This is a genomic window from Agromyces aureus (genome assembly GCF_001660485.1).
In the GTDB taxonomy this organism is placed as follows: domain Bacteria; phylum Actinomycetota; class Actinomycetes; order Actinomycetales; family Microbacteriaceae; genus Agromyces; species Agromyces aureus.
Map to the genome: position 1 here is coordinate 2,507,668 of NZ_CP013979.1, position 17,006 is coordinate 2,524,673.

The window sequence follows — 17,006 nt, forward strand, 5'->3', positions numbered from 1 at the left end:
TTCCTTCGCTGATGCTGGGAGATCGGGGCGGGCGGCGCCCGGGTCAGCGGATCGACTTGACCTTGAGCAGGATGATGAGGCCGCCGAAGAAGGCGAACCCGGCACCGAGCAGGTACAGCAGGGTGTAGTTCTTCTCACCGCCGGTCGCGCCGATCATGATCACGAGACCGGCCAGCAGTGGCGCGATCGCGCTCGGGATCTTCTGGGCGAACTGGATGACCGCCATGTATCGACCCGCTTGGTCGCGCTCGGGGATGATCGCGTAGACGATCGCCTGGTCGACGGTCGCGAACACGGCGATCGTGAGCTGCATGAGCACGGCGCCGGCGACGATCTGCGGAAGCGACCACGCGGTGGCTTCGACGACCGCACCGACGACGAACAGCACGGCGGCGATCATGACGAACAGGCGACGACGCTGGAGCTTGTCGGAGAGGAATCCGCCCGCGATCGCACCGACGGCGGCTGCGAGCACGCCGATCATGCCCACCGTGGCGACCACGCCGGCGACCTCGCGCACGGGCATGTCGAGGCGCTGAGCGTAGAAGAACGTGCCGAAGGTCGTGTTGAAGTACAGGCCGATGAAGAAGACGAAACGACCGAGCCAGTTCCACGCGAAGTCGGGGTACTTGCGGATGTTGAAGCCGTAGCTCGAGACGACGGACCTGACCGTGACCTGTGTCGACGCAGCGAGGTCCTTCGAGCTGCCCTCGGGCTTGATGAGCGGGAAGAGCGCGAGCAGCACGGCGCCGATCGCGCCCGGCACGACGAAGACCAGGAACGTGTTCGACGACACCGCGTAGGCGACGCCGATGCCGAGCACCGGTGCGATCTGCGTCATCAGGCCGGTGAGGGCCGACACCTTGCCGCGTTGCGACTCGGGCAGCTTGTCGGCCTGGATCGTCTGCAGGGCCGCACCGGCGATCGACCAGCCGACCATGCCGAGCACCCAACCGGCACCGACGATCAGCAGGCTCGGCGCAAGGCCGATGACGACGAGTCCCGCGAGGCCGATCGCGGTGCCGAGGTAGATGAACGGGCTCCGGCGGCCGAACCGCGAGCGCGTGCGGTCGCTCCAGATGCCGACGAGCGGGCTGATGACGAGGTAGACGGCCTGTGCGATGCCCGTGATGAATCCCAGGAACTCTTCGTGGCCCGGCGCGAGCTCGGTGATCCGCACCGCGATGCCGTACGAGAGCGGGACCATCATCGCCATCGACGCGCCGAAGCTGGCGAGCATGAGCCAGACGATGTAGCCCTTGCTCATCGGCTGCTGCGGATCGACCACAGCGCTGTCGACCACCGGCGCGACATTCGCGTCGGACACGGCGAGGCCGGCGGCGTGCTCCGCGCCCGGCTCGTTCTTCGTCACCATTGACTCCTTCATCGGTGAAGCCGACCACGCGATCGTACGCGGGCCGTGCTGAGGGATTCCTCAAAAGTAACCAGATTGGTTACGTTGTGGCCAAGAGTAACCACAGCGGTTACGATTGGCAAGTCGGCTTCGGATGCTGGTCTGCCAGACTCCATGAATGGGCCGACAGGGAGAAGACATGCACGGTACGAACCCCTCGGTCATCGCGGTGGCGCCGGACGCCGCGGCGCGGACCCCCGCGCCCCGGGGCCCCCGCGGACCGTACGCGAGCACGCCGGCACGCCGCGCGGAGATCGTCCGCGCCGCACTCGCGAGCTTCGCCGAGCACGGGTACGAGCGTGCGTCCCTCCGCGACATCGCCGCCAGGGCCAACCTGACGCACGCCGCACTCCTCCGGCACTTCGCCAGCAAGGACGATCTCCTCCTCGCCGCCCTCGCGCAGCGCGACGACGACGACGAGGAGATGGCGCGCCGCATCATGCAGTCGAAGGTCTCAGCCGAGCGCGTGCTCTCGAGCGTGCTCGCCGACGAGTTCTCCCATCCCGAACACCAGCGCAACTGGCTTGCGATCACGGTCGCCGCCACGAACCCCGAGCACCCTGCGCACGACTTCTTCATCGCGCGACGCGAGCGCATGCGCGTGCACTTCTCGAGCGGCCGACTCACCACCGCACACGACAGCGAAGAGCTCACCGCAGACGACAAGGTCACCATGCTCATGGCGATGATGGATGGACTTCGCATCCAGGCCCTGCTCGACCCGTCGCGCGAGACCCTGCCGCTGCTCGAGACGTTCATGCGCCTCATCACCACCGACGACGATCGGCGCGGCACCCTCGACGCATCGCCAGCGTCAGACTGACCACGCGTACGCTGCGACACAGCGCAGCTCGATCAGGTGCAGTGGAGGCGACCACCTCGGGCTCGAGCAACCGGGATGCCAGGAGTGGCATCCTCGACAGCTGATCCGACGCGCCGGGGAGTGCCGCCGATCTTCGACGGTCCGCCCCGCACCTCCGGCGACGACGGATGGCCCCTCCTTGATGTGACCGTCCGCCCCCGGTCACTCGCCGTCACGCGGTAGCCTGCCACATGGGCAACGGCGAGCGACGGCCATCGGCGAACGAAGCCGGGCGCCGGGTACGCAAGCGTCTGCCGCGGCGAAGCTTGGCCGAACTGGTCCTCCCCGTCGACCGGGATCCCCTCGGCATCCTCGAGGAACAGCACGCGTCGAGACTGAAGGATCTCGTGCCGGTGCGGGTGGGACGGATGCTGCAATCGCCGTTCTCGTTCTACCGGGGCACGGCAGCGGTCATGGCGGCCGACCTGCGCAGTGCACCCACCACCGACCTCGAAGTCGTCTCCTGGGGCGACGCCCACATCTCGAACTTCGGTTTCTTCGCCTCGCCCGAACGCGCGCTCGTCTTCGACCTCAACGACTTCGACGAGGGCGGCGTCGCGCCGTGGGAGTGGGACGTGCGCCGACTCACCGCGAGCGTGTACATCAGCGGGCGCGACATCGGCTTGAGCGAGGACGCATGCCGCGACGCGGCCTTCGCCGCGGCTGACGCATACCGCGAGATGTTGCGGGGCTATTGCCGCCTCTCCACGCGGGAGCGCTACTACACCCGGGTCGACACGTCCGCGGTCGCACGCCACCTAGGGGAGAAAGGCGAGCGGACGGTGCGCAAAGCGGCGAAGAAGGCCCGCGCACGCACGTCCGAGCGGCTCCTGCAGCGCCTGACGACGATCTCGGTCGACGGCGGCATCCGCATCGTCGATCAACCTCCCATCCTGCGCCACGTCGACCACGCGACCTTGGGCGAGGTCACCGACCTCTTCGCCCAATACCGCGCGACCCTGCGTGAGGACATCGCGTTCCTGCTGGAGCAGTACCGCGTGGTCGACTTCGCCCTCCGGGTCGTCGGTGTCGGCAGCGTCGGCACCCGCTGCTACTTGATCGCAGTTGAGGGCCCCACCGGCGACATGCTGTTCCTCCAGGCCAAGGAGGCTCCGCCGTCCGTCTTGACGACGTACGGGGGACGGCGGTCGATCATCCCCGGTCGCCCCGGCGTGACGGACTTCATCGAGGGCCACCGCGTCGTCGCCGCCCAGCGGATCCTGCAGGCGAACTCCGACCTCTTCGTCGGATGGATCCGCGGCTGGGCCGGTGACTCCGCGGATCGTTACCGGGTGGACTACTACTGGCGGCAGTTCCGCGACATGAAGGGGTCGATCGAGCCGGACACGCTCGACACCGGCCAGTTCCGCTCGTACGGTGCGCTGTGCGCCGCACTCCTGGCTCGGGCGCACGGGCAGTCACCCGCCTCGGCTGCGATCATGGGCTACCTCGGCCGATCCGAAGAATTCGCCGAGGCGACGGCGGCATGGTCGGCCGCCTACGCCGATGTCGCCGAGGCCGACTTCGAGCTGCTGCGCCGAGCCGTCGCATCCGGACGCCTCCCGGCCGAGACCGGAGTCTGACCGCGGTTCGGGGCGCGTACCGTCGGCGACCCCTATACCGAGACGACCCTCTGGCAGTCGTACAAGATCGTCATCGACTACGCCCCCGCACCGGGACCCAGCCGGATCTGACGTCCGCCGCCACTTCTCGGACCGCCCGACGACGATTCGGCGGCAGCAGATGTGTATTGCTGCGCGCGAGGGAGCATGTGCACGCCTCGTCGCCTCGTCGATGCCGTCCACGTCGAGGCTCACGTGGCAGGATGGCCGGCCGTTCTCCCCCGAGGACGTCACGCGCCGGTTCCCCCGCGCCATCCGCACGTACAACGCCGAAGCGCCCGAAGCCACCCGGAAGGGCACCACAACGAGCCCGCTTCCGCTCGTGCGCTTCCATGACCTGCGACACCTGCAGGCCTCACTCATGCTCGCCGCAGGCGTGCCGCTCGCGCTCGTGTCGAAGCGTCTCGGTCACTCGTCAGTGCAGGTCACGAGCGACACGTACGGGCACTTCCTCGATGGAGTCGGAGCACAGGCAGCGACCGCCGCTGCGGCGCTCATTCCGCGCCGTTCTGTCGACGTTCCCTAGCGATTCCCTAGCATTCGCCATCGGAGCCGACGATCCGGCGCTCGAGCCCGCTCGCAGAAACATCCTCCGACCGAGGATTTCATAGAGTAGGGCGGACGGGACTTGAACCCGTGACCGATGGATTATGAGTCCACTGCTCTAACCGGCTGAGCTACCGCCCCGTGAGCGACCTCAGTCGGGAAGGATGACCGGGATCGACTCGGTGACCGGATCGGTCACGCGCTGACCACGATACAGACTCTCGAACGTGTCGAGTGTGCGCGTGATGTCGTGGGCCTTGATGTACTTCAGCGACGACGCCTTCATGGCGTTGTAGTCGTCGGGCGAGGCCTCGAGCACGGTGCGCAGCTTCGCCGCGAGGTCGGTCGGGCTGCTCGGCTCGAACAGGTAGCCGTTCTGGCCGTCGTGCACGAGGTGCGGCAGCGCCATGGCGTTCGCGGCGACGACGGGCAGGGCCGAGGCCATGGCCTCCATGGTCACGATGCTCTGGAGCTCGGCGATCGAGGGCATGGCGAGCACGGATGCGCGGTGGTAGGCCTCGCGGAGCTCTTCGTCGGTGACGTAGCCGGTGAAGGTCACGCGATCGGCGATGCCGAGTTCGACGGCGAGGTTCTCGAGGTTGCGCTTCTGGTCGCCGCCTCCGACGATCTCGACCTTGGCATCGAGCGAATCGGGCAGCAGGGTGAGGGCGCGCAGCAGCACGTCGATCTGCTTCTCGCCGGTGACACGGCCGACGAAGAGGATCCGGTTCTCGGTGCGCGGCGCCCAGTTCGGGGAGTACTTGTGCGCGTCGATGCCGCACGAGATGGCGTGCACGTTCTCGAGCCCGGTGTGCTTCTCGAGGAACTGCGCGGCCTTCAGGGTCGGTGTCGTCACGGATTCGGCGCGACCGAAGGTGCGCCCCGCGGCCTTCCAGGCGAGCCCGACGGCCCAGTCCTGCCAGGCCTTGGGCAGCAGCGTGAACTCGAGCATGTTCTCGGGCATGAAGTGGTTCGTGCCCACGATGCGGATGCCGCGCTTCTCGGCCTCGATCGAGAGACCGCGCCCGACGATGATGTGCGACTGGAAGTGCACGACGTCGGGCTTCACGGCGTCGATGATGCGAGCGCTGTTCTGGCGGATGCGCCAGGGCAGCGCGAATCGCAGCCAGTCGTGCGGGTACCAACGCCAGCTGTGGAGGCGGTGGGCCGTGATCTCCTGGCCTTCGTGCACCTCTGGCCACGACCCGCTCTTTCGGCTCGCGGCCGGAGCGACGACGTGCACGTCGTGACCTCGTTCGACGAGGCCGGCGGCGAGACGCTCGGCGAAGCGTGCGGCGCCGTTGACATCGGGCGCGAAGGTATCGGCACCGATCAGGATCCTGAGCGGCCGTTCCGGCTCTGCGCGGTCAGCGGCATTGGGGGATGTCGCACCGGGAGTGTCAGACACGTGGAGATGTTCCTCACAATTCTGGGCGGCCGATTCGGCCGATCTCGCCGCAGCGCAGGGATGGTCGCGGGCGATGAGTTCGAAGATAGTCTATGCAGTCCGCTGAGTCAGCGGCTTCGCGGGCATGTCGCCGAGCGTCAGAGCCTCGTCTGCGGGTGGTTTCGGGCGAGCAGGAACACGCCCCAGACGGCGATCGCGCCCGCGACGGCGAAGGTCAGGTTCGCGAAGATGCCGGCCTGCGACGCCTCGCCGAGCACGACGATGCCGATGAGCACGGCGACGATCGGATCGACGACGGTGAGGCCCGCGATGACGAGGTCGGGCGGGCCGGAGGCGTAGGCGTTCTGCACGAAGTAGGCGCCGAGCGCGGTGGCGGCCAGCAGTCCGATGACGCACGTGAGGGTGAGCCACTCGAACTCGCCCTGCTGCACGCGACCGATGACGACCTTCGCGAGGGTGGCGACGAAGCCGTAGAGCACACCCGCCATGAGTACGTAGAAGGTGGCCCGGATCTTGCTGCGGAAGAACCAGAACGCCAGCCCGGCGGCGACCAGCACGCAGGCGAGCAGCGTGAGGATCGTGATGAGCTGCCGATCGGTGACGGGCTTGTCGACCGCCGTGAACGCCGCGACGCCGACGAAGAGGAACACGCCGCCGACGCACATGACGATGGCCGTGATCGACTTCGAGTTGAGCTTGACCTTGTTGATCCGCGAGTTCAGGATCGACGTGATCACGAGGGCGATGGCGCCGAGCGGCTGCACCACGATGATCGGCGCGAAGGTGAGGCTCGCGAGTTGGAAGACGATCGCGAGTCCGAGCATCAGGGTGCCGATGACCCAGGAAGGGCGCGCGAGCAGCAGCCAGAGTTGACCGGCGCTCAGCCCCTTGCCGAGGGCATCGGCCGTGTGCGCCTCGACCTTGGTGACGCCGCGGTGCTGGAACTGCGCGCCGAGCGAGAGGAACACCGCCCCGACGAGTGCCAGGGGGATGCCGATGAACTGCTTCGGGTCGAGGGCGATCTGATCGGTCAGGTCGCTGAGGTTCGGATCCACGGAACGACCCTACCCTTCCGGCGTCGATATCCTTGGCGAATGGCCGTGCTTCCCATTCGCATCACCGGCGATCCGGTGCTCCACTCCCCCGCGCTCCCCGTCGAGACGATCGACGACGACATCCGCGAGCTCGTCCGCGACCTCTACGAGACGATGGATGCCGCGCCGGGCGTCGGCCTGGCCGCACCGCAGGTCGGGGTGCCGTTGCGGATCTTCACCTTCACGTGGACCGATGAGTCCGAGCAGTCGTGGCGTGGCGTGGCGATCAACCCCGAGCTGTGGATCTCCCCGCTCACGCCCGGTCACCCCGACCCCGACGACGAGTCCGAGGGCTGCCTCTCGTTCCCCGGCGAGCGGTTCCCGCTGCGCCGTGCCGAACGCGCCGTGCTGCGCGCGACCGACCTCGACGGCAACCCGTTCGAGATCCAGGCCGAGGGGTGGCTCGCCCGCATCTTCCAGCACGAGTTCGACCACCTCGACGGCACGCTCTACACCGATCGCCTCACCGACAAGGAGCAGCGCATCGTCGCGAAGATCTGCCGCAAGGTCGGCTGGGGCGAGCCCGGCGTGTCGTGGATGCCCGGGGTCGACGACCTCGAGGGCTGATCAGGCTCCGGATGCCGCGCGCCGCCGTCGTTCGAGATGACGCCGCCGTTCGAGATGACGCCCGCGCGCGGCATCCGCTCGCCCGGCCGTTCAGGTGAAGGCGCGGATGCCGGCGGCCACCGCCGCGGCCACGATCACGACGATCACGAACGGCACGCGCAGCGCGTAGAGCGCGGCCGCGACGAGCACGGCGGGAACGCGTGCGTCGAGCACGATCGCCTGCCCGGCGCCGAGGGTCTGCACGGCGATGAGCGCCGCGAGCAGCGCCACCGTGAGCAGGTCGGCGATGCGCGCCGGGCGCTCGCGCTCGAGGAGCCCGGCCGGCACGATGTAGCCGCCGAGCTTCAGCGCGAGCGTCGCGATCGAGGCGATGAGAATGACGTGCCACAGGGTCATGGGGTCGCCCGCTCCCGGTCGAAGAGGTCGAACCAGCCGACGACGAGCGCGACGAGCGCCGCGACGAGCACCGGCAGACCCGGCACGAGCACCGGAGTCGTGATGGTCGCCACGACCGCGGCACCGACGGCGACCGCGCCGGCCTGCACGCGCTTCAGGCGAGGCCACAGCAGCCCGAGGAAGGCGGCGGCCGCGGCGGCGTCGAGCCCCCAGGCCCTGGTGTCCCCGAGCGCGTCGCCGATGAGGGCGCCGACCAGGGTCGTGATGTTCCAGCCGACGAAGACGATCCCACCCGTGAGCCAGAACCCGAGGCGCGCGCTGCGGTCCTCTGACTGCGCGAGGGCGACGGCCGTCGACTCGTCGATCGTGATCCAGGCCGCCGCGACCCGGGTGACGGGTCCGCGGCGGTCGACGAGCGGCTTCATGCGCATCCCGTAGACGACGTTGCGCACGCCGAGCAGCGCGGCGGCGGCGATCGCGGGGCCCGCCGCTGCGACGCCACCGCCCGCGAGCACGCCGATGAGCGCGAACTGCGAGCCGCCCGTGAACATCACGAGGCTGAGGAACATCGTCTGCCAGACATCCAGACCGGATGCCACCGACAGCGCCCCGAACGAGATGCCGTACGCGGCGGTCGCGAGCCCGACCGAGAGCGAATCGCGGATCACCGCGGAGCGAGCGGCGGCGGACTCGGCGTCGAGTGCGCCGGCAGCGTCCGCACCGGCCTTGGCGGCGCCTCCCTCGGGGGCGTCGCCGGTGCGTTCGTCGTGCACGTTCGCCTCCCGCAGCGCTCGATCCGATCGACTCGCTCGACCGGGCGGCATCGGCGACCACCCGCCGCCCACGACACCTCGCAAAAGCCTAGGCCAGGTCCGCCGCGCCCCGAGCGGGCCACCCATAGGCTGCTGGCATGACCCACCGCGTGTTCTCGTACGGCACCCTCCGCCAGGCCGACGTCCAGTCGGCGCTCTACGGGCGTGCCGTGCCGACCGTCGCCGACACGCTGCCCGGCTACCGGCTCGATCAGGTTCGGATCACGGATGCCGCGGTGATCGCGACCAGCGGATCCGACCGCCATCCGATCCTCCGCCCCGGCACGGCTCACGACGTCGTCGAGGGCGCCTACCTCGAGTTGGCCGACGAGGAGCTCGCGGCGACCGACGCGTACGAGGTCGACGACTACGTCCGCACCGCGGTCGTGCTCGGCTCCGGGCTCGACGCGTGGGCCTACCTCGCGGCCGACGCAGGGCGCGAGGTAGGCCGCGACCGATCGTGAGGGCCGAATCGGCCGCGAACACGACGAAGGCCCCGCATTCCGAAGAACGCGGGGCCTGTCTGGCTCCCCCACTTGGACTCGAACCAAGAACCTACCGGTTAACAGCCGATTGCTCTGCCAATTGAGCTATGGAGGATCATTTCTGCGTGATGCAGCGGATTTACTCTAGCAAGAACCGCGCGTCTGACCAATTCGAGCGACCCTCGACAATGCGACGGTCGTGTCGCCGCAGGGGACTCCCAGACCAGACGTGATTTCACCGTAGTCGTTGCACCTGAATGCGCGCTGGTGCGCGTGACGCACCGCCTCGAGCGGCCGAGACGGCAGCCCGAAGACCGCGATCGGTCGTCGGCGCACCAGAGGCCGTGTCCGCGGCGCGGACCCTGCGATCAGTACCCGGCGTGCAGGTCGATGCGCCCGATCCAAGTGCTGCGTCCGAGGAAGGCCGCGGTGTTCGCCTCGACCCGGTCCGCGAACATGGGCACCGTCATCGCCTCGGTGTCGGCCACGTGCGGCGTCACGAGCGCGTTCTCGAGTTCCCAGAGCGGATGCCGCGGCGGCAGTGGCTCGGGATCGGTCACGTCGAGGCCGGCTCCCCCGAGGCGCCCGCTCGCGAGCTCGGCGACGAGCGCGTCGGTGACGACGAGCCCGCCACGGGCGACGTTCACGAGGACGGCCCCGTCGGGCAGCAGCGCGAGTTCCGCGGCCCCGATCATGCCGCGCGTGCGGTCGGTGAGGGCGGCGGCCAGGAACACCAGGTCGGCGTCGCCGAGCACCTCGTGCAGCGCGGCATCCGTCACGGTGCGCGCCGCGCCCGCAAGCGGCTCCGCGCGTCGGCGCACGACGGTCGCGTGCACGCCGAACGGCGCGAGCAGGCCCAGCAACTCCTCGGTGATGCCGCCGCCGCCCACGAGCACGACGCGCAGGCCGAACAGGCTGCGACCGCGCTCGTCGGCCTGCCACTCCACGACCCGGGCGCGCCGCGGCACCTCGCGCAGCACGGCCAGCGCGAGCATCAGCGCGTGCTCCGCGACCGGCCGCGCGTACGAGCCCTTGGCGCTCGTCCACACGCGCCCGTCGTCGCGGTGCTGCGCGAGGGTGTCGGCGAACGCGTCGACGCCCGCCCACGGCAGCTGCACCCACGAGATCGACGGATGCCGCGTCAGCACGTCTTCGAGTTCGCCCGACCCCGAGGCGGCGACCCACACGATCCCGCGCGTGGCGTCGCCGATCGGCACGACCTCGCCGCCCGCACGGCGCACCGCGTCGACCACCGAGGGGTCGGCGTGCGGGAGCACGGACACCCCGCCGACGATCGACGGGGTGCCACCGGCATCCGTCGTCACGCCCCGAGACCGCCGTCGAGCTCGTCGATGATCGCGTGGCCGTCGTCGAGGGCGCCCGCGAGCGCGGCGACGTACGGGTGGCTCGGATCGTGGAAGACCTCGTCGATCGTGCCGAGTGCGGCGAGGTTGCCGCGATCGAGCACCGCGATGCGGTCGGCCGTGCTGCGGAGCACGGGCAGGTCGTGGCTGATGAGCAGGGCCGAGAAGCGCTGGCGCTCGCGGAGCTCGCCGATGAGCTGGGCGACCGCGTCGCGCACCGTGAGGTCGATGCCGGCGGTGGGCTCGTCGGCGATCAGCACCGACGGACCGAGCACGAGCGCCCTGGCGAGTGCGACGCGCTGGCGCTGGCCGCCGCTCAGCTCGTAGGGGTACTTGTCGAGGTAGCCGAGCGGCAGCCGCACGCTGTCGAGCATGGTCGCGACCCGGGTCTCGAGCGCGCGCCGGTTGTAGCGGCGGTCGCGTTCGAGGATCGGCTCGGCGATGATCTCGGCGACGCTGCGATCGGCCGTGAGCCGCGATCCGGCGTCCTGCGCGAGATAGCCGACATGGAACTGCAGCTCGGGCAGGTGACGCTTGGAGAGTCCGCGAAGGCGGTGCCCGAGTACGGAGGCCTCGCCGCCCGTGATGACCGGTCGGGAGTCCGACGACCGCGGGTCGAACGCCACGCCCGAGAGCACCTTGGCGAGTGTGCTCTTGCCGCTGCCGGCGCTGCCGAGGAGGCCGACGACCTCGCCGGGCATGATCGTGAGGCTGAGCCCGTGCAGCGCGACGTGCGCCGGGCTCGGGCCCTTGGCCGGGTACTCGAGCGAGAGATCGCTGACGACGATCGGGATTCCGTGCTCGGCGCGCGCCATCAGTCGGCCGCCCGCAGGGCTCGGAGCTGCTCGCGGCGTTCGGCCTGCGCGATCGGATCGGGCACGGGCAGCGACGCGAGCAGCCGCTGCGTGTACGCCTGCTGCGGGGCACCCAGCACCTCGCTGCCCGTGCCCTCCTCGACGAGCTTGCCGTGGTAGAGCACCGCGATGCGGTCGGCCAGGATGTCGACGACCGCGAGGTCGTGGCTGATGAACAGCGACGCGAAGCCGAACTCGCGCTGCAGCTCGGCGAACAGCTCGAGCACGCGAGCCTGCACCGAGACGTCGAGCGCCGAGGTCGGCTCGTCGGCGATGAGCAGCTCGGGCTCGAGCGCGATCGCCCGGGCGAGGCTCGCGCGCTGGCGCTGGCCGCCCGACAGTTCGTGCGGGTAGCGGTCGCCGTACGCCTTCGGCAGCTGCACCGCCTCGAGCAGTTCGTCGACGCGCGCCCTGGCACCGCGCGCGTCGCGCGCACGCCCGTGGATGATGAGCGGCTCGGCGACGCACTCGGCGATCGTGAGCAGCGGGTTGAAGCTCGATGCCGGGTCTTGGAACACGAACCCGATGCGACTGCGCAGCGGACGGAAGTCGCGTTCGCGGATGCCGTTCATCTCGGCGCCGAGCACGCGGAGCGACCCGCCGGTGACCTTCGTGAGGCCCGCGATCGCCCGACCGATGGTGGTCTTGCCCGACCCGGACTCGCCCACGAGGCCCAGCACCTCGCCGGGGCGGATCGACAGGTCGACACCGGTCACCGCACGGAACCCGGAACTGCCGAAGCGGCCCGGGTACTCGATCTCGAGGCCCGTGGCCTGCACGACCGGCGTCTGCTCGGCCCAGCCCTCTGGGCGAGCGGCCGCACGCGCCTCGGCGCGGGCCGTGCCATGGCCCACGAACGGCACGGCCGCGAGCAGCGCCTTCGTGTACGCCTGCTGCGGGTTCGCGAACAGCTGGTCGACCGGTGCCTGCTCGATCAGGTTGCCCTGGTACATCACGGCGACCCGGTCGGCGAGGTCGGCCACGACGCCCATGTTGTGCGTGATCAGCACGATCGCGGCGCCGAACTCGTCGCGGCATCGACGCAGCAGGTCGAGGATCTCGGCCTGCACCGTGACATCCAGCGCCGTCGTGGGCTCGTCGGCGACGATGAGCCCCGGTTCGAGCACGAGGGCCATGGCGATCACGATGCGCTGCTTCTGACCGCCCGAGAACTGGTGCGGGAAGTGGTCGATACGCACCTCGGGGTCGGGGATGCCGACGCGACCGAGGATCTCGACGGCCTTGGCCCTGGCATCCGCCTTCGAGATCTCGCCGTGGGCGCGAAGCCCTTCGATGATCTGCCAGCCGACCGTGTAGACCGGGTTCAGCGCCGTCGACGGCTCCTGGAAGACCATGGCCACATCGGTGCCGCGCACGTCGCGGAGCCGCTGCTTCGAGAGCGAGATGACGTCGTTCTCGTGCGTTCCGGCACGATTGGCGAGCACGACCGCGCCGCTCGTCGTGGCCGTCTCGGGCAGGAGTCCGAGGATCGTCTTGGCCGTGACGGTCTTGCCGCTGCCCGACTCGCCGACGATCGCGAGCACCTCGCCGCGCTGCACCGAGAGCGACACGTCGTCGACCGCCTTGACCGCGCCGGCGTCGGTGGCGAACGAGACGCCGAGATTCCTGATGTCGACCACCGTGCTCACGGCTTGACCTCGATTCCGTGCTCGTCGAACGTCTCCCCGTCTTCGAGGCCCGCCAGGCCTCCGGGCCCGGCCACCAGCGTGCCGCCGGGAACGACCGAGGTCTCGGCGACCTGGCCCGCGGCCTTGGCGACCCGGCGACGGCCGCGCAGGCGCGGGTCGGCGAGGTCGTTGAGGCTCTCGCCCACGAGGGTGATGCCGAGCACCGTGAACACGATCGCGAGGCCGGGGAAGAGCGCCGTCCACCAGATGCCGCTCGTGACGTCGGACTGCGCCTTGTTGAGGTCGTAGCCCCACTCGGCAGCAGCCGTCGGCTCGATGCCGAACCCGAGGAAGCCGAGCGCGGCCATGGTGAGGATCGCCTCGGACGAGTTCAGCGTGACGATCAGCGGGAGCGTGCGGGTCGCGTTGCGGAGCACGTGCTTGAACACGACGCGCGAGTTCGAGGCGCCGAGCACCTTCGCGGACTCGACGTACGCCTCGGCCTTGATGCGCACCGTCTCGGCGCGGATCACGCGGAAGTACTGCGGGATGAACACGACCGTGATCGAGCCGGCGGCGGCGAGCACGCCGCCCCACAGGTCGGACTGGCCGCCCGAGATCACGATCGACAGCACGATCGCGAGCAGCAGCGACGGGAACGCGTAGATCGCGTCGCACACCACCACGAGCACGCGGTCGAGCCATCCGCCGAAGTATCCGGAGTAGAGGCCGAGCGCGACGCCGATGAAGATCGAGAGCAGCACCGCGACCACGATCACGATGATCGCCGTCTGCGTGCCCCAGATCACGCGCGAGAGCACGTCGTACCCGCCGACCGTCGTGCCGAACGGGTGCTCGATCGAGGGCGGCTGCTGCGTGCCGAAGGCGACGCCGTCGACCTTGCGCTGCGCGAAGCCGTAGGGCGCGAGCAGCGGCGCCAGGATCGACGTCAGGATGAACACGCCCATCATGACGAGGCCCGCGACGAGCATGCCGCGCTGGAGGCCCACGCTCTGACGGACCTGGTGCACGACCGGCAGTCGGTCGCGCAGGCGCCGCTTCGGCGCGGCGGGGACGGTGGCGGATGCCGCGGTCATCTCAGAACCTCACCCTCGGGTCGATGAACGCGGCGATGATGTCCACGATGAAGTTGGTCAATGCGACGATGATCGCGAGCAGCACGACGATGCCCTGCACGGCGACGAAGTCGCGGGACTCGAGGAACTCCGCCAGCGCGAAGCCGAGACCCTTCCACTCGAAGGTCGTCTCCGTCAGCACGGCCCCGGCGAGCAGCAGCGCGATCTGCAGGCCGATGACCGTGATGATCGGGATGAGCGCCGGGCGGTACGCGTGCTTGCGCAGCAGACGCGACTCGGCGACGCCGCGCGAGCGCGCGGCGTCGACGTAGTCGGTGGAGAGCGTGCCGATGACGTTGGTGCGCACGAGGCGCAGGAAGATGCCCGCGGTCAGCAGCCCGAGCGCGATGCCGGGGAGCACGACGTGCGAGAGCACGTCGCCGAGCACCGCCGGATTGCCGGTCATGATGGCGTCGATCGTGTAGAAGCCGGTCTTGTTGGGCAGCGCCTGCATCTGCAGTTCTGCGCCGACGCTGGCGCGACCCGCGACGGGCAGCCATTTGAGCCAGACGGCGAAGACGAGCTTGAGCAAGAGGCCTGCGAAGAAGATCGGCACCGCATACCAGAAGATCGCGAGCACCCGGAAGAACGCGTCTGGCGCCTTGTCGCGGTAGTAGGCGGCGGCGAGGCCGAGCGGGATGCCGACCGCGAACGCGATGATCAGCGAGTAGAAGACGAGCTCGAACGTCGCGGGTCCGTAGGTGAGCAGCACATCGATGACCGGGCGGTTCGTCGTGAGCGTCGACCCGAAGTCGAAGACCGCGATGCGACTGAGGTACTCGAGGTACTGGATCAGGAGCGGACGATCGTAGCCCGCTGCGGCGCGCAGCTCTGCGAGCGCCTCGGGGCTCAGACGGCCGCCCTGCGCCGCCGTGATCGGGTCGCCGGTCGTGCGCATCAGGAAGAAGACGAGCGTGACGAGGATGAAGATCGTCGGGAAGATCAGCAGGAATCGCACCAGCAGGTATCTGGCGAAACCACCGCCCGCCGATTTCGTTCTGGGGCGTGGCGCCGCAGGCCCCTCCGCCGTGGAGATGGTGTTGACAGTGCTCATGGGTTCCTCAGGGGTACAGGGGAACGGGGACGACCCGCAGGTGCGAGTCGTCCCCGTCGTCGAGCTTCAACCGAGCCTAGACGGTCGGATCAGCCCTTCGAAAGCGCCGCGTAGCGGAACTTGAACGACGCGTCGAGGGTGTCTTCGGTGCCCTCGACATCGGCGCCGGTCACGGCGACCTGAGCACCCTGCATGTACGGGATCGTGGACAGGTCGGCCGCGACCTTGTCCTGGATCTCGCCGATGAGGGCTTCACGCGCTGCGGGGTCGACCGTGACGGCCTGCTCGAGGATGAGGTCGTTCACCTCGGGGTTGTCGTAGTGGTTGGCGAGGAAGTTCTCCGTGAGGAAGAACGGCGTCAGGTAGTTGTCGGCGTCGGAGTAGTCGGGGAACCAACCGAGCTGGTACGCCGGGTAGAGGTCCGCCGTGCGGTCCTTCGAGTACTGGACCCACTCGGTGGACTGCAGGTCGACCGTGAACAGGCCGCTCTCCTCGAGGTTCTCCTTGATGATCGCGTACTCGTCGCTCGAGGACGGTCCGTAGCGCTCGGCCACGTACTGGATCGAGATCGGCAGCGGCGTCGTGACGCCCGCAGCCTCGAGGCGCGAGGCGGCCTTGTCGGCGTCGGGTGCGCCGTTGCCGTCGCCGTAGAGGCCCTTGAGCGCCTCGTTCGCGCCGGTCAGGCCCTCGGGAACGTACGAGTAGAGCGGCGTGAACGTGCCCTTGTAGACGTCCTCGGAGATCGCGTCGCGGTCGATGAGGTCGGCGATCGCCTGGCGGACGGCCAGCGCCTTGGCCGGGTCGGCCTCGGGGGTCGTCGCACCGAACGGCATGGTGTTGAAGTTGAAGACCAGGTAGCGGATCTCGCCGCCGGGGCCGTCGACGACCTTCACCTTGTCGTTGCCGCGGAGGTCCTCGATGTCGGTCGCGCTGAGCGTGCGGTTCGCGACGTCGATGTTGCCTTCCTGAACGTCGAGCTTCAGGTTGGAGGCATCCGTGTAGTACTTCACGTTGACCGTGTCGGTCTTCGCGGCACCCAGGAGGCCCTCGTAGTCGGCGTTGGCCTTGTACGAGATCAGGTTGTTGAAGTCGTAGCTCGTGATGACGTACTGGCCGGCGAAGGCGTTGCCCTTGACGATGTCGTCGTCGGAGGTGACCGAGTCGGCCGAGAAGACATCTTCATCGACGATCGGGCCGACCGGGCTCGACAGGATCTGCGGGAAGATCTGGTCGTTCTCGCTGAGCAGGTGGAACACGACGGTCGTGTCGTCGACGGCCTCGGTGGACTCGAGGTTGTAGAGCAGCGACGACGGGCCGTTCTCGTCGGCGATCGCGGTCTGACGGTCGAAGGTGAACTTCACGTCGGAGGCCGTCAGGTCGTTGCCGTTGGCGAACTTCAGGCCCGGCTTGAGCTTGACGGTGTACTCGGTCGGCGAGGTGAACTCGGCCGACTCGGCGATGTCGGGTTCGACGTCGGGGCTGCCGTACGGCGAGTTCATGAGGAACGGGTACACCTGGTTCATCACGGCGAACGAGCCGTTGTCGTACGAGCCGGCGGGGTCGAGCGACGTGACCTGCTCGGTGGTGCCGATGGTCAGCGTGCCGCCGGCCGTGTCGCCGCCGGTGGAGGCGGTGCAACCGGCCAGCGCGAGCGCAGCGACCGAGACGCCGGCGACCGCGAGGAGCGATCGGCGTCGGTTCGTGGATGCGGATGACATATCCGTCTACCTCTTCCTGTCAGGAAACGCGGGCGCGGAAGAACCG

At 69.1% G+C, this 17,006-nt stretch carries 16 protein-coding genes and 2 tRNA genes; 5 read left to right on the forward strand and 13 right to left on the reverse strand.

Features of this window, described 5'->3' with window-relative positions; genetic code table 11:
* Positions 1-43 precede the first annotated feature (43 nt).
* Positions 44-1,375 (reverse strand): MFS transporter, encoded by a 1,332-nt coding sequence (locus tag ATC03_RS11145; protein WP_067876897.1) that lies wholly within the window; start codon positions 1,373-1,375, stop codon positions 44-46.
* Positions 1,376-1,553: 178 nt separating this feature from the next.
* On the opposite strand from ATC03_RS11145, the gene ATC03_RS11150 reads away from it, so the two are divergent.
* The 3 genes from ATC03_RS11150 (at position 1,554) to ATC03_RS20990 (ending at position 4,424) form a co-directional block, all read left to right on the forward strand.
* Positions 1,554-2,237, forward strand: a complete 684-nt coding sequence (locus ATC03_RS11150) for a TetR/AcrR family transcriptional regulator (protein ID WP_152030930.1) — start codon at positions 1,554-1,556, stop codon at positions 2,235-2,237.
* Positions 2,238-2,542: 305 nt separating this feature from the next.
* Positions 2,543-3,859 (forward strand): DUF2252 domain-containing protein, encoded by a 1,317-nt coding sequence (locus ATC03_RS11155; RefSeq protein ID WP_198168704.1) that lies wholly within the window; start codon positions 2,543-2,545, stop codon positions 3,857-3,859.
* A 211-nt stretch (positions 3,860-4,070) separates the two neighbouring features.
* On the forward strand, positions 4,071-4,424 hold the full coding sequence (locus tag ATC03_RS20990) for a tyrosine-type recombinase/integrase (RefSeq protein WP_067876904.1): 354 nt from the start codon (positions 4,071-4,073) through the stop codon (positions 4,422-4,424).
* A gap of 87 nt (positions 4,425-4,511) precedes the next feature.
* Here ATC03_RS20990 and ATC03_RS11165 read toward each other — a convergent pair.
* The 3 genes from ATC03_RS11165 to ATC03_RS11175 form a co-directional block, all read right to left on the reverse strand.
* A tRNA-Ile gene (locus tag ATC03_RS11165) sits at positions 4,512-4,585 on the reverse strand.
* Between the two features lie 10 nt (positions 4,586-4,595).
* The gene (locus tag ATC03_RS11170) at positions 4,596-5,852 is read right to left on the reverse strand and encodes a glycosyltransferase (RefSeq protein WP_067876906.1); all 1,257 of its coding nucleotides are present in this window, start codon (positions 5,850-5,852) and stop codon (positions 4,596-4,598) included.
* Between the two features lie 137 nt (positions 5,853-5,989).
* The gene (locus ATC03_RS11175) at positions 5,990-6,907 is read right to left on the reverse strand and encodes a DMT family transporter (RefSeq protein WP_067876913.1); all 918 of its coding nucleotides are present in this window, start codon (positions 6,905-6,907) and stop codon (positions 5,990-5,992) included.
* 39 nt (positions 6,908-6,946) lie between these two features.
* Between ATC03_RS11175 and def the strand changes: the two genes are divergently transcribed.
* Positions 6,947-7,513, forward strand: a complete 567-nt coding sequence (gene def, locus ATC03_RS11180) for a peptide deformylase (RefSeq protein ID WP_067876916.1) — start codon at positions 6,947-6,949, stop codon at positions 7,511-7,513.
* A gap of 90 nt (positions 7,514-7,603) precedes the next feature.
* Here def and ATC03_RS11185 read toward each other — a convergent pair whose 3' ends face one another.
* On the reverse strand, positions 7,604-7,909 hold the full coding sequence (locus ATC03_RS11185; protein WP_067876919.1) for an AzlD domain-containing protein: 306 nt from the start codon (positions 7,907-7,909) through the stop codon (positions 7,604-7,606).
* Positions 7,906-8,577, reverse strand: a complete 672-nt coding sequence (locus tag ATC03_RS11190) for an AzlC family ABC transporter permease (RefSeq protein ID WP_067881963.1) — start codon at positions 8,575-8,577, stop codon at positions 7,906-7,908. Before ATC03_RS11190 ends, ATC03_RS11185 begins: the two co-directional genes overlap by 4 nt.
* A 242-nt stretch (positions 8,578-8,819) precedes the next feature.
* Between ATC03_RS11190 and ATC03_RS11195 the strand changes: the two genes are divergently transcribed.
* Positions 8,820-9,185, forward strand: coding sequence for a gamma-glutamylcyclotransferase family protein (locus ATC03_RS11195; protein WP_067876922.1), 366 nt, complete (start codon positions 8,820-8,822; stop codon positions 9,183-9,185).
* 60 nt (positions 9,186-9,245) lie between these two features.
* On the opposite strand, the gene ATC03_RS11200 is transcribed toward ATC03_RS11195, so the two are convergent.
* From ATC03_RS11200 to ATC03_RS11230, 7 genes are all read right to left on the reverse strand, one after another.
* Positions 9,246-9,321, reverse strand: a tRNA-Asn gene (locus ATC03_RS11200).
* A gap of 253 nt (positions 9,322-9,574) precedes the next feature.
* Complete coding sequence (locus ATC03_RS11205; RefSeq protein WP_227820076.1) at positions 9,575-10,531, reverse strand: D-isomer specific 2-hydroxyacid dehydrogenase family protein; 957 nt, start codon at positions 10,529-10,531, stop codon at positions 9,575-9,577.
* On the reverse strand, positions 10,528-11,385 hold the full coding sequence (locus ATC03_RS11210) for an ATP-binding cassette domain-containing protein (RefSeq protein WP_067876925.1): 858 nt from the start codon (positions 11,383-11,385) through the stop codon (positions 10,528-10,530). Before ATC03_RS11210 ends, ATC03_RS11205 begins: the two co-directional genes overlap by 4 nt.
* Positions 11,385-13,073 (reverse strand): dipeptide ABC transporter ATP-binding protein, encoded by a 1,689-nt coding sequence (locus tag ATC03_RS11215; protein WP_067876926.1) that lies wholly within the window; start codon positions 13,071-13,073, stop codon positions 11,385-11,387. The genes ATC03_RS11210 and ATC03_RS11215 overlap by 1 nt, the downstream gene beginning before the upstream one ends.
* Positions 13,070-14,149, reverse strand: coding sequence for an ABC transporter permease (locus ATC03_RS11220; protein ID WP_067876929.1), 1,080 nt, complete (start codon positions 14,147-14,149; stop codon positions 13,070-13,072). The genes ATC03_RS11215 and ATC03_RS11220 overlap by 4 nt, the downstream gene beginning before the upstream one ends.
* Position 14,150: 1 nt before the next feature.
* Positions 14,151-15,242 carry an ABC transporter permease gene (locus ATC03_RS11225; protein WP_067876931.1) on the reverse strand — a complete coding sequence of 364 codons (1,092 nt, stop codon included), beginning with the start codon at positions 15,240-15,242 and terminating at the stop codon, positions 14,151-14,153.
* 89 nt (positions 15,243-15,331) lie between these two features.
* Positions 15,332-16,960, reverse strand: coding sequence for an ABC transporter substrate-binding protein (locus tag ATC03_RS11230; protein WP_067876933.1), 1,629 nt, complete (start codon positions 16,958-16,960; stop codon positions 15,332-15,334).
* Positions 16,961-17,006 lie beyond the last annotated feature (46 nt).

Coding starts and splice junctions, on each gene's coding strand:
- ATC03_RS11185 (WP_067876919.1), bottom strand. CDS start 7,909: ATGACCCTGTGGCACGTCATTCTCATCGCCTCGATCGCGACGCTCGCG.
- ATC03_RS11195 (WP_067876922.1), top strand. CDS start 8,820: ATGACCCACCGCGTGTTCTCGTACGGCACCCTCCGCCAGGCCGACGTC.
- ATC03_RS11145 (WP_067876897.1), bottom strand. CDS start 1,375: ATGGTGACGAAGAACGAGCCGGGCGCGGAGCACGCCGCCGGCCTCGCC.
- ATC03_RS11150 (WP_152030930.1), top strand. CDS start 1,554: ATGCACGGTACGAACCCCTCGGTCATCGCGGTGGCGCCGGACGCCGCG.
- ATC03_RS11210 (WP_067876925.1), bottom strand. CDS start 11,385: ATGGCGCGCGCCGAGCACGGAATCCCGATCGTCGTCAGCGATCTCTCG.
- ATC03_RS11220 (WP_067876929.1), bottom strand. CDS start 14,149: ATGACCGCGGCATCCGCCACCGTCCCCGCCGCGCCGAAGCGGCGCCTG.
- ATC03_RS11225 (WP_067876931.1), bottom strand. CDS start 15,242: ATGAGCACTGTCAACACCATCTCCACGGCGGAGGGGCCTGCGGCGCCA.
- def (WP_067876916.1), top strand. CDS start 6,947: ATGGCCGTGCTTCCCATTCGCATCACCGGCGATCCGGTGCTCCACTCC.
- ATC03_RS20990 (WP_067876904.1), top strand. CDS start 4,071: ATGCCGTCCACGTCGAGGCTCACGTGGCAGGATGGCCGGCCGTTCTCC.
- ATC03_RS11230 (WP_067876933.1), bottom strand. CDS start 16,960: ATGTCATCCGCATCCACGAACCGACGCCGATCGCTCCTCGCGGTCGCC.